7 protein-coding genes and 2 pseudogenes are annotated in these 12,437 nt (G+C 65.4%); 5 read left to right on the forward strand and 4 right to left on the reverse strand.

From position 1 onward, the window contains the following. Positions 1-433: 433 nt before the first annotated feature. The gene (locus AC31A1_RS15835; protein WP_489653934.1) at positions 434-655 is read right to left on the reverse strand and encodes a helix-turn-helix transcriptional regulator; all 222 of its coding nucleotides are present in this window, start codon (positions 653-655) and stop codon (positions 434-436) included. Positions 656-1,132: 477 nt separating this feature from the next. Here AC31A1_RS15835 and AC31A1_RS15840 point away from each other — a divergent pair, with 477 nt between their 5' ends. The 3 genes from AC31A1_RS15840 (at position 1,133) to AC31A1_RS15850 (ending at position 7,752) form a co-directional block, all read left to right on the forward strand. Next, positions 1,133-1,327, forward strand: coding sequence for a hypothetical protein (locus AC31A1_RS15840; protein WP_489653935.1), 195 nt, complete (start codon positions 1,133-1,135; stop codon positions 1,325-1,327). A 1-nt stretch (position 1,328) separates the two neighbouring features. Then, a complete protein-coding gene (locus AC31A1_RS15845; RefSeq protein WP_489653941.1) occupies positions 1,329-2,642 on the forward strand; it encodes a tyrosine-type recombinase/integrase in 1,314 nt (437 codons plus the stop codon). Positions 2,643-2,742: 100 nt separating this feature from the next. Next, positions 2,743-7,752, forward strand: coding sequence for a hypothetical protein (locus tag AC31A1_RS15850; RefSeq protein ID WP_489653936.1), 5,010 nt, complete (start codon positions 2,743-2,745; stop codon positions 7,750-7,752). Between the two features lie 170 nt (positions 7,753-7,922). Here the strand turns inward: AC31A1_RS15850 and AC31A1_RS15855 are convergent, their stop codons facing one another. Continuing rightward, positions 7,923-10,181 (reverse strand): nSTAND3 domain-containing NTPase, encoded by a 2,259-nt coding sequence (locus tag AC31A1_RS15855; RefSeq protein WP_489653937.1) that lies wholly within the window; start codon positions 10,179-10,181, stop codon positions 7,923-7,925. 188 nt (positions 10,182-10,369) lie between these two features. Then, a complete protein-coding gene (locus AC31A1_RS15860) occupies positions 10,370-10,729 on the reverse strand; it encodes a hypothetical protein (RefSeq protein WP_489653938.1) in 360 nt (119 codons plus the stop codon). Positions 10,730-10,790: 61 nt separating this feature from the next. Here AC31A1_RS15860 and AC31A1_RS15865 point away from each other — a divergent pair. Both AC31A1_RS15865 and AC31A1_RS15870 read left to right on the forward strand, forming a co-directional pair. After that, positions 10,791-11,599, forward strand: a pseudogene (locus AC31A1_RS15865) (IS5 family transposase). Positions 11,600-11,649: 50 nt separating this feature from the next. Beyond that, a pseudogene (locus AC31A1_RS15870) lies at positions 11,650-11,913 on the forward strand (site-specific integrase); the annotation flags it as partial. A 67-nt stretch (positions 11,914-11,980) separates the two neighbouring features. Here the strand turns inward: AC31A1_RS15870 and AC31A1_RS15875 are convergent. Next, a complete protein-coding gene (locus AC31A1_RS15875) occupies positions 11,981-12,418 on the reverse strand; it encodes a hypothetical protein (RefSeq protein WP_019061278.1) in 438 nt (145 codons plus the stop codon). Positions 12,419-12,437 lie beyond the last annotated feature (19 nt).

Consider the following 12,437-nt stretch of genomic DNA (forward strand, 5'->3'; position numbering starts at 1 on the left):
GCTGGCCTGCGGTTTTGCGTCGGATGTTGATACGGGGACTGAGAGGTGCGGGGACCGGGCACCAGGCACGTCGAGTGGACGGTCCCCAACAGCAGCATCAGCAGACGGCTGGGGACGGTCCCCGTGTGCTTCCGCATCCGCCGGGTGCTCGACGGTCCCCGACGCGGGGGACCGTGTGTCCGCCTGATCCCTGCGGCGCCAGGGGATGCCTTCGCCGGGGACCGCGGGAGTGGGCCAGTCGGTCGGGGAGGTGTTCGTGGAGCTGGGGGACGTAGTGTCCTCCATAGGCGTTCCTCTCCGGTGAGAGGCGGGACGGGAAAGGTCCCACCCCTCACCAGCTCATTCGTTCAGGGATGGGCGATCAGTTGGGAAGTCTTCGGCCCTCGGCGTTGTCGCGCCGGGGGCCGCTTCGTTGTCCGCGCCAGACGCGGGGTCAGGCCGTGAGGTCGTACGACGTCTGGGCATCCAGCCACGCGTCCACCTCCCGCCAGCGGTAGCGCAGGTGACGGCCGACCTTGTGGACGCTGGGGCCGATGCCCCGGTACTTCCACTGGTAGAGGGTCTTCACCGGTACCCCGAGGTACGTAGCCACGTCGGCGGGAGTGGCGAGCTGGTCACGCTCGGCGCCGGCAAGGCGCGGGGAGTGGTTCGGCAATGAGGTCTCCGTATAGGAATCAGGGTTTTGGATGGCAGGCGTGGGCAACACAGCCACACCACCTGGGAAGCGTCCAGAGTGAATTCTGAAACTCCCGGCTACTTCCCTCGGCGTCGCCGGGGAAGACCAAAACAGTAAGGGCGGATCCCCGGTTACCGAAAACGCTCCCACGGAAGCCGAATTTTTCTGCGGAGAAGCAACCGGCTGAAGTGCCGGAATCCGGTACCTCAGCAGCTCAGAGGTGGCGCCCAGCGCTGAGAAGTGGTGTGGCCAGTCCAGCGGGCATCGCATCCGATAGCCGCTCAAATCGCCCACTTCTTTGACGCGGAGGGAAGGTAGCACAACCTCCACGCCGAAACGGCTCGTGATGTGCCGGAATTCGACGAGACGAACACCACTTAGCTCCCGGGCGACTTTTGGAGAGTTTAAGAACTAACTCTTGCCATGACGGCCGACTGCAAGTTACAGCTATTTGTCATGCCCAACCGACCTATCGAAATAGGCCCCGCCGGCCTCCACGCCGCCCGCGCCATCGAGCACCTACGCCTCGTGCGCAGCCTGCCCCAGTGCCAGCTCGCGACCCCTCCCGCAGTCCTGCTGCTGACGCACATCGCAGGGCCCTACGCCACAGCCCAGTCCCCTAACCCCATCCAGGAGGCCTTTCTTGGCTGACGTGTACGACCGCTGGCACAAGTCCCACCCCAAGCCCGTCGAGGCCGAGTGCGGCGAGCACAGGAGCCGTACGAAGCGGATGGTCCCCACCGCCGATCACGGCATCGGCAAGCGCTGGCAGGTCCGTTACCGCGACCTGGACGGCCGCCAACGCAAGGAGAACTTCTACACGAAGGCCGAGGCGGACAACCGCGCCGCCGAGGTCGACGTCGAGGTCCGACGCGGCTTCTACGTCGTCCCGGCCGAGACGAAGCAGACGCTCGGCGCCTACGCGCAGAAGTGGCTCGACGCGAACTCCGTCGGCCCGACGACCGCGCTCCGCTACGAGGCGACCGTCCGCAACCACATCGTGGAGCACCTCGGTCGGCGCGAGCTGCGGTCCCTCAACCAGCCCTCGATCATTCAGGGTTGGATCCGTACGCTCCAGGACGCGGAACTGGAAGTGTCGACGATCGAGGGCATCTTCGACATCCTCTCCAGCATTCTCGGGATGGCCGTGGAGGACGGGCTGCTGCCGAAGAACCCCTGCAAGTCGAAGTCGGTCAAGCTGCCGACGGCGACCAAGAAGAAGATCATCCCTTGGTCGTTGGAACGCGTACGTGCAGTCGTCGCCGGACTCCCGATGCGCTTCCAGGCCGGTGGCAATCTCGCCTTCGGCTGCGGCCTGCGCCAGGGCGAGGTGTTCGGCTTCGCAGTCGACGACATCGACTTCAAGGGCGGCTGGATCCACGTCAACCGTCAGGTGCGGCTGGTCGGTACGAAGCCTGTCTTCGCCCTGCCCAAGGGCAACAAGATCCGGTCAGTGCCCCTGCCGGCCCAACTTGCCGCCGCTCTCAAGGCCCACATGAAGGAGTTCCCGCCCGTCGCCGTCACCCTGCCCTGGGCCAAGCCGGACGGCGAACCGAAGACCTTCCGCCTCCTCTTCGCCGACGAGAAGAGTCGGGCGTACAACCGCAGCGTCTTCAACATGGGTGCCTGGAAGCTCGCCCTGGCCGCCGCCGGCGTGATTCCTCCGCGCGAGCGCGGCGCGCGCTACCTCCAAGCGGCCCCGGAAGACGGCATGCACGCCCTCCGGCACGCCTACGCCTCCGTACTCCTGGACGCGGGGGAGAGCATCAAGGCGCTCTCCGAATACCTCGGCCACTCGGACCCGGGCTTCACGCTGCGGACGTACACGCACCTGCTGCCGTCCAGCGAGACCCGCACCCGCAAGGCGATCGACGACGCCCTCACCGAGGACTCTGAGTCCAAAGCCCGGGGCACGTCAGCGACTCCAGTGAAATCCACGTGCCGTCCGTCTGCTCTGGCAGCCTGACGGCTTGCCGGACACATGATGCGGGTGAGGCCCTGGACCTCGGCTGCGTGCTGTTGCCCTACTCGCCCGTGGTGACGGTATTGCGCCATATGCTGCAGAGATGGTGGGGCGCGATGAAGCGGAAAGAGTGGCCAGCCCGTACTCGACGGGTGGCGGGGGCACAGTCCTGGAGCATCGCTTCGGCGCTGTCCTGCTCGCTCACCTTCTCCTAGGCGACCCTGTACCGGCATTGGGCGATGACGTGACGCCCGTGGCAGTCCGTTTCCAGGACAGCCGGTTCAGCGCTGTGGACGACCTGATCGTCGTCGGTGACACGGCCGACGGCGCACAGCGAAGGTTGTCGATCGGAGTGCGCCGAGCTCCGGCTTTCACAACCAGCGACGACGCGACTGCAGATCTGCTCATGTCCTACCTGCAGGTTGTTACCGACCACTGGGATGAGGCCGGCGCGGGGAGTTGGCGGCTGGCACTTGCAGTAGCCAGTCCCAATCCGGCCGTACAGCAAGTGCGCGAGCTGGCTGTGATCGCTCGGGGGCAGCCCGATGAGGAGTCGTTCCGGGGAGCGGTGGAACAGGTGGGCCGTACGAACGATGGTGTTCGGAGGCGGTTGACCCATCTCGATGCCCTGATTGCTCAGGCCGCGACCAGCCCAAAGGTAAGCACGGAGACATCTGCCTCGGAGCTGACCTGGCGAGTTCTGCACGTACTGCGGTTGTGGGAACTCAGGCTGGAGGGAGTCGACGAGTCCGACCGTACGGCGATTGTGGGCCGCCTGCGGAGTGTCGTTCCTGACTCCTCGGTGGCGGGCGCTGACGCTCTGTTTGAAGCGCTGGAGAGGCTCTCCCGGAGCTACGCACCCGCTGGGGCTCATGCCACCGAAGCCATGGTGCGGAGGCAAATCTCCGGGACAGCGGTTGGCCGTTCCCCTTCTCACGCCGCAGCGTGGCGCGCCCTCGATGCTTTGTCGGAAACAGCCGAGAACCTCGTGGGTTTTCGTTTGACCGGCGCTGGCGATGAGCTTGAGTTGGAACGTGCTGAAGCCGGGAACGATCTGGCTGCCGAGATGAGCACGGCTGCACTGCAGACGACCGCTCTCGTCGTTACCGGTGAGCCGGATGCCGGTAAGTCGGCTCTGGCCTTGCGTACTGCCAGGCGATTGCGAGCCGACGGTGTGGCGGTCACGGTGCTGAATCTAAGAGAAGTGCCCGCACGGCTTGCGGAATTCGAGGCGCTACTCGGTGCCCGCATCACCTCGGTGCTGGGTGCCTCAGCCGTGGGCAATGGTCGTCTGCTGGTCGTCGATGGCGCGGAGTCGGTGCTGGAAGGCCGTGGCCAACTGCTCTCAGATCTCGCCCGAGCGGCGATGACTTCGGGGCTTGGCGTGGTGGCAGTAACCCGCACCGATGGTTCCGGAGCCGCACGTGACGTGCTTACACAAGCCGCGCAAGGTGTGGAGCGAGATGGTGACGCCGTCGAGAACCTTGTCCGTGAGCACGAGGTTCCTCGGCTGACCTCGGCCGAAATCGGGCAATTGATTGAGGTCTTCCCGCAGTTGCGGCGCTGGGCTGTCGATGAGCGGGCGCGGTGGTTGCTGGGCAGGCCGGGGCTGGTTGACATGCTTTTGCGCGCAGGACCGGATGTGGCGGCCCCAGAGGGAGCAGCCTCGGAGGCCGACTTGTTTAGGGTCGTCTGGTATCACTTGGTGCGCGGCGGGGAGGTGATGTCGCCTGGAGGACCCTCTCCTGACGCCCGTGATCAGTCTCTTCGTGCACTGGCTCGGCGCCAACTGCTCCCGTACGACAACTCTGTATCACCGGATTCGGCCGCGCTGCCTTCCTTGCGTTCTGATGGTCTGCTCGCACCGCGCACCGTGACTAGCGCCTGGCTTCCGTCCGATCGATTTGCCAGTGATCTCGTGCGGGACATGGCAATGGTGCAGGTGCTCGTCACGGACGGCTTCGATCTCCTCTCCGCGGCCGAGGCACCGCGCTGGGCGCTACGGGCCGCACGCGTCGCATGCCAGGCCCACCTGCTCACCACCGCCGATGTCAGGCGATCACTCGCGCAACTGCGCGCCGTCTTCGACCAGATCGCATCCGACCACGGCGAGCGATGGTCGGATGTGCCTTGGGAGGCGGTGCTCACCCTCGGTGCCGCCGGTGACGTCCTCGGCCGGACGTGGCCTGAACTGGAGGCCGACCATCAAGCCGGGTTGCGTACCGTGATCCGGCTGGCCATGCAGCGCTACGCCCCCCACGACATCGGCGATCCTGTGGTGCTCGCACCGCTGGTCGAGCTGAGCTTCTGCCGCGAACGCGACGCCGATTCCGACGATGATTCCTGGGCTGCGGATGGCATGGGGCGATCCATCCGTGAACTGGTGCTGGCGTGGCTGCGCGGACTGGTGAGAGTCGAGACGGGCGTGTCCGACCCGATTCGGCAGCGGGTGCGGAACCGTATCGTCGCAGCCGAGCCGGAGCATTGGGATGAGTTCGCGGTGGAAGCCTTGGCCATGCTCGGCCCGGATTTTGCTGCGCCAGCCGAGACATTCCTCAGGGAAATCGCTGACGACGGAGGTGCTCGTCTCGAACCTGTCGTGGAGAATTTCTGGCCCGTGGCGGCGATGGCCAAGTATCAGCCGGACCTGCTCCTGACCCTGACGGAGTCCTACTACATCGAACGGTACGACGCTGAGGAGGCCAGCTATGGCCGGTCTGGTTTCTATCCGTTCGACGATGGCATCCGGCACCACCGCGGTGGCGGAAGCATCACCGAACGTATGGCCGGGTGGTACCGCGGCCCCTTCTGGCAGCTGCTGACGGTCCGGCTTATGCCGATGCTGGCATTGATCAACCGGATGCTCGACCACGCGGCGGCCATCCGTGTTGCGGATCACGACACTTATACCCAGGCGCCGCTCGACGAACTGACCGGAGTGGATCTGGATATTCCGGGAGTCGGTGTCAGGCACTGCGTCGGAGACGAGCACGTGTGGGCGTGGTATCGAGGTTCATCCGTTGGGCCATACCCGTGTATGAGTGCGCTACTTGCCGTCGAGCGGCTCGCGGACCAGCTAGTCGCCATCGCTGACGTCCCACTTGAGCGGGTCGTGCAGTTGCTGCTGCGTGACTGCAACAACTTGGCCATGCCCGGACTCGTGGTTGGTTTCCTTGTTCGCCATCTGGAGCAGGCGGGTGATCTGCTGGATCCCTGGATGCGCGAACTGGACGTATGGCATCTGGAGTTCGCACGGGCTGCCAGTGAAGGAGTGCTCTACGTTCAGGGCCCGGATGCACTTGATCTTGTCGGTCTTTCTCGCCGTCGAAGCAGTCTGCGCGATATCGCCGCCGAACTCACCATTCGTGCGACCCTCTCCGGTGACGAGACCCGGCTGAACGAGCTCGCGGCCACGGGCGAGGAGCTTGTCCGCCGTGCTGAAGAGCTTGTCGCTGACTCTCAGGGGAGCGCGGAGGCTGATCGCTTCCTCGCCTCGGTACAGGGATGGGCGGCGACGTTCAGACCAGAGAACTTCCATCCGGAATCCGATGACTCCGGCAACTTGATCGTGCAGTATCAGCATCCAGAGCCGCTGGCGACCCATATGCGGCCTGAAGCCGAGATGTTCGGCCGCGCCAGCCAGGCGATGCGTTTGCAGAACACCTACGCCAGGTCCGCCGATCGCGTTGCCCCCGTCGACACGCTGCTCACTGACATCGCTTTGGCACGGTCCTTGGCCGACGACCCGCCCGACTCCGCTCTCAACCGGCTTGACCCGATTGCCGCCGTCGCGGCTGCCGCTGCCGTCGCACAGGTCCAGGGACGTATCGACGTACCGGTCGATGACTTGCGTTGGGCGACGGGTGTCCTGATTGAGGCCATCACCGAACCGAGCCATACCGACTACGTTGCCTCCTCCTTCTACTCACTGGGCGCCGACCGGTCAGCCGCGACCGGTCTGCCGGCACTCCTGGCAGTGGCATCAGATGACATAGAGCTCGATAGGCAGGCAATCATCGGCGTCTTGGACCGCTGCACCACCAACCACTTCGACGAGGTGCGCATCGCGTTCGCCCAGGCTGCCGACTGGGTCTGGGCCGCGCCATGCGACGCTGACCAGCGATCGGGCCCGTGCCGCCATGAAGCAGCGCTCAACGCCGTGCGGGCGGGACTACAGGACTGTCGCTTCGGCGACTGGGACCCAGAGACTGGTGCACGCGGCCGCCCCCGACTCGACGGTCCCTACGAGCAGACATTGCCTGCGGTTGAGACGGAACGGCTCTACCTGACGTCACTCGTCCCACCACTTGTCGCAGCTGGTGCCGCGTCCATCAGCGACAGCTGCGTGGCGGATCAGGCGAAGGGACTTGTCGAAGTCCTTCTGGACGCCCATGCCCGCTCCACAGACCACTGGGCGACGGAAGGGTACGAGAACCGGCACAGTAAGGACAGCGCTCGTGTCATCGTCGACTTGGCAGTCCACGGTGACACCGGGCCGCTAGAGGCGCATGCGCAGCGGTTCGCCGCCAACAGTCGCGCCTTGTACGAATTTTTCCGTGATCTCGCCGTCCTGTTCACGTACGACGATGACCTGCGCCCGTCTCTGTCGGACGTGTGGTCTGTCGCCATGGAGGCGGCCCTCGACGCCATCGGGGACGGCACCGAACTACACGGAAACCGTCACTGGGCCGACGACGCGCTGGGGGCGCTCTTGCCTGCCCCGGGGATTGACGTGAGCGACACCGACATCGACGCGTCCTTGGCCCGTGCCCGAGAAGGCTGGCTGCACCCAGACGCCATTGCCGACCTCGTGGCTCGCTGGATGGGGATCGCCCGCCAGGAACCCAAGGCTCTTGACGCGCTCGCGAATCTCGGCAAGTGCGCCCCGCTTGAATGGCAGCGGGATACGGGACTGACATGGGCCGAGCAACTGACCGACGGCAACTATCGTGCCATCGCCAACAAGTGCTGGTACCTCACCGACTGGCTCAGAACACTTCACTCACGCGAAGGGATGCCGCCGGATCAAATCACACGGTGGCGACGCCTTGTGGATGGGTTGGCAGCTGCAGGTGATCACCGGGCAGCCAGTCTGCAACGCATCGAGGAATGATCTCTAACTGGCTGCTTCAGAAAGAACTTTGACATCGGCACAATGTCGAGTGGCCTTGACGTCGTGAAACGGCCCTTCCGGCGTGGCTTCGTCATTGCAACACCCTCAGGGGCTGGTGTTGCAACGAGCTGTAAGTGGGGCAGGGGTGTGAAGGACGTCAGGGGAACTATTCAGCCCGCGCCGTCCGACTCCGCGTTGCCGAGGCCGCTCATGAACTCCGCGACGACAGTCTGATCACGACGGGGGTCGGGTGGCAGCTTGACCGGTCGGCCTCGGTCCGGTGAGCGCTCCGCCAGGGAGCGCCATGCAGCCTCCCGCGCCTGCGTTAGCTGCTCCCGCACCCGGTCGACGGCCCGGAACTCCTCATCGTGAAGCAGGTGGGCGTCGTTGTCGGTAAGGAAGCTCAGCAGCGCTTCGAGGTAGTCGATGCTTGTCTCGCCGAGATCCCCGGGGTCAGCGGCGAGTTCACGCAGTTTCTCCAAGGCGCACTCCACCATGTCGTCCAGCAGGGTTCCCTCGGCGAACCATCCGATCGGCTCGTCAAGATACGCGTACCAGTTGTTCACCTCGACCCAGCCGGTGGCCACGCGCTCCGAGATCTGGCTGCTGACATGTTCGTCGACCAGGGCGCGGAACTCGGCGGAGACCTCCTGCGCAATCAGTCGGCTGCCGTCCAGCGAGTTCGCGAGCTGGAGCAGACCCCTTGTGTTCTCCGACCACTGCGGCAGTTCCAGGGCCCGGTGCGCCACATAGTCCGCCAGTGACGAGGAGCCGATGGTCTCCGCGGTGTCGAGGGCCCACTGAAGGTGGTTTTCTCTCTCGTCATCCACGGTGTCTTCTGCCCCGAGTACTGCGGAGGTCAACGCCTGCTTGAGCTGTATCAGTTGTGCGAGAATGCCGCCGCCGTCTGCCAACTGTCCGGCATCCACGAGGCGTTCGACCTGCCGCATGTCACCGCAGGAGGCGAGCAGTGCACCCAACTGCCCCCGGCCGGCGTTGAGGTGGAAGCGGATGTAGTCGGCAATCGACGGGTTATGGAAGGAGACGGCACGCTCGTCGATGACGAGCATGGTTCCGTCGAGCACCTGGAGCGCGTGACGGAAGCGGCGGCCGTCCGCCTCTCGGTTCAATTCCTTGCGATACCAGGTCCAAGTCTCCTCCAGTTCGGCGAGTTCGACGGACTCGTACGTGAAGAGGATCTCCAGCAAGTGCACCGCTTCGTCGGTGAGTTCGTTCTCGACGATGCGTTCCCATATCCGCCGGGGATTGTCCAGGTTGGCGACCAGGGCGGTGGCGACGTCCGGTTCGCGCTTCAGGTCGATGCGCAGAGTCTCCTCGATCAGGCGCGGGCTGAAGTTGCGGTGGTTAACCACGGGCAGCCAGGCGTCGCGAGCGGCGAACTGCCTTTTCTGTTGCGGTCCGAGAGCCGAGCGGTGGACGTGGTTGTAGAGAATCCGCCCCCGGGTCAGCAGGTCCAGGTCGGTGAGGCGAATGCCGGTGAGAGTGTCCCGTACATCTTCGGCGGCCAGCCGATCGTGCTTGCGGCGGGCCTCCTCCAGAATGTAGTCGCGGGTCGTCATGACCAAGGCTTTGTCTGGTGCGTCTCGTATCGCGCGCATCACGGACAGCAGGCGCGCGTCCTCGTTCTTGCCGAACTGGGGCAGCAGCGTCGTCTGGCCCAGGAAGTCGTCGTAGAGGAAGAGTTGGGGCACGTCGTCGCGCCAGAGTTCTGTAACCTCGTCGATGTCCTGGCTGACCTCGTGCACCTCCCAACCATGGCCCATCCGCCAGGCGGCGAGCATGCGCGCGACTGTGGTCTTCCCGGCACCGGGGATGCCGGTCACGATGCACACGTGCTGCTCGTCGAGAAGCTGCCGGGCACGCGCGAAGCCCTCGTGCGGGACGAACGTTTGGGCCACCTTCGCCAGCTCGCGCCGCAGCCAGTCGGAGCGCAACAGCGGGCCCTTGTGTAGCAGTGCGCCTAGTGCCGCCGTACCGCTGAGCCAGAGCCGGAAGTGCCGCTCCACCAGCTGCGGTCGCTCCCGCAGAGCGGCCACGATGTCATCCACGCCGTGGATGTCCTCGGTGGACCGAATGTGAGGGGCGAAGGCGGCGCGCAGCTTCTCCTTGGCGTCGACGGTCAACTCGACGGTGGTGGCGAGAACATAGCGGTCCGGTTTTAGAGCGGCGACCTTGGGAAGCTCCTCGTCGGTCAGGTGGGCCAGGAGTTTCGCGCGACCGCTGCGGTACCAATGCTTGCACTGGACAATCGTGCAAGGACCACCTTCCGGGTCATGACGCAGGTCGACGCCCCGGTCCCGGCCGCGCGGAAAGATCTCCAGTGGCACGCCCAGGAGCTCCGTGAACAGGTCCCGGCACACCTCCTCGAAGTCGTGGTCTGTCAGCCGCCCCAGCTCAAAGGAATCCATGCCGCCTTCGCCCGTGCATCCCGGTACCCCTCGGTTCTCCCGCGGGGCTCGATCGGACCCATTCTCCACGACGCGGCCTTAGCGTTGGCTGTTCCGCCCTTCAGCGGCAGGATCCCGGAGCTGGTGACACTCACTGGGGGGAGCACTCACTGATCGTTTCGGAATGGGACGGGCTGGCCGGACGGCCTTCAGTCGTCGAGGAGTTGAAGGACCTGGGTGAACTCGCCGGTATCGATCAGACCGGCGAGGACCCGGGTCATGTTGCTGATGCCGGCGTCACGGACGATGAGCCCATCCGAGCACCAGAAGTAGCCGCCTGCGAGGGCTTCCCCGCTGGTGGCCCATCGGCTCATGAGGATCTCGACCTGAGCCAGGGTGATGATGGTCGCGCTCCACCGGGAGCCGTCCTTGAGATCCACGAAGACATCGACGTTGTCGACGGCCTCCACGTCCTCGCCGGCATTCGGCAGGAACGCGGCGTCGAACTGCTCGGTGTGGACGCGGTACCAGGGTCCGTCCCAGCTGCCCGATGGTGTGCTGTCGCTCATCGGGCGAGTGTGCCGGGCCCATCCGCCCCCCTCAACTGCTTTGTTCTGGCACGCTTCCGGTATGAACAGCGATCTTGTGCCCAACGACCTATGGGAGCGGATAGCCCGCTAATCCCGGCCCGGCCGCCGCGGCGGCACCGGTTTCCCGGACGCAAGCCAGTCGACGACCGGACTGCGCTGGCCGGGATCGTGTATGTCCTGCGCAAGGGCGTGTCCTGGGCGGACGTCCCGGCCGAACGGATCGGCTGCTCTGGGGTCACCTGCTGGCGGCGACTACGAGACTGGACGGAGGCGGGGGTATGGCCCCGCCTACACGAGGCCCTGCTCGTCGAGCTGCGACATGCCAGCCTGCTGAATATGAACGACTGCGCGATCGACGGCTCACACGTCAGGGCCCTCAAAGGAGGGGGTTCATATCGGGCCTTCAGCAGTCGGCCGCAGCCGCCCGGACAGTAAGCACCTTGAGATTGTCGACCGCCACGGCACCCCGCTCGCCGTCTCGCTGGCCGGCGGCAACCGGCACGACGTCACCCAGCTCATCCCGCTCTTGGATGCGATTCCGCGTATCCGGGGCCTGCGCGGCCGTCCCCGCCACAGGCCGAAGCGCCCGTACGCCGACCCAGGCTACGACTTCCGCAAGTACCGCCGACTTGTGTGGCTCGCGGTATCGTCCTGAAGATCGCCCAGCGCGGCGCCCCGCACGGCTCCGGCCTGGACAAGACCCGCTGGGTCATAGAACGCACGTCCGCGTGGCTGCACCAGTTCAAACGCCTACGCATCCGCTACGAGATACGTGCCGACCTGCACCACGGACTCCTCCGACTCGCCTGCGCCATCATCTGCTTGAGGCGGCTACGGAGCGCATTCTGAAACGATCAGTAAGTCGATGACCTCCGCGACGGCGGACTTTCCACCCATGAGTGCGCGCCCTCCGGCACGCCTACGCCTCCGTGCTCCTGGACGCGGGAGAGAGCATCAAGGCGCTCTCCGAGTACCTCGGCCACTCGGACCCGGGCTTTACGCTGCGGACGTACACGCACCTGTTGCCGTCCAGCGAGACCCGCACCCGCAAGGCGATCGACGACGCCTTCATGGAACCAGAGACCCAGGAGACCGGCGAAGCCGAGGGCACATCAGTGCCCGCAGAAAAACCAATGTGCCCTCAATGTGCCCTGGCCGCCTGACGGCCCCTCTGGGGACATGAAAAAGGCGAGGCCCGAAGACCCCGCCCGAATCCCACGAAACGCCAGGTCACGGCCACACAAGGCAATAAGGCTGATGCCCCGCCTCATGCAGCCGATGGCTGAAGTCCTGCCACTCGTGCAGCAGTTGGTACACATTGAACGCGTCCCGAGGCCCACCCCGGTCCGGCACCGTCGACCAGATGAACGCCGCCGCGCCGACCGCCTCCTCGCCGATTCCGCGGAGCGGGTCGACGACGGTCATCGGGAGTTTGACGACCGCGTAGTCGGGGTGGAGGACCACCAGTTCCAGCGGGGGCACCTTGTTGAGCGGGACGCCCTCGATGCCGGTGAGGACCATCGCGGCCATCGTCTCCGGCTTGATCTTGGTGAACATGCCGTTCATCCCGAGCTCGTCGCCGCCGAGTTCCTCGGGGCGCATCGAGATCGGGACGCGGGCCGCGGTCGCACCGTCGGGCGCGCCGAAGTATTTGTACGTCACCCCCACCCGACCACCATTCCTGCTC

It is taken from the genome of Streptomyces sp. P5F9 (assembly GCF_057961495.1).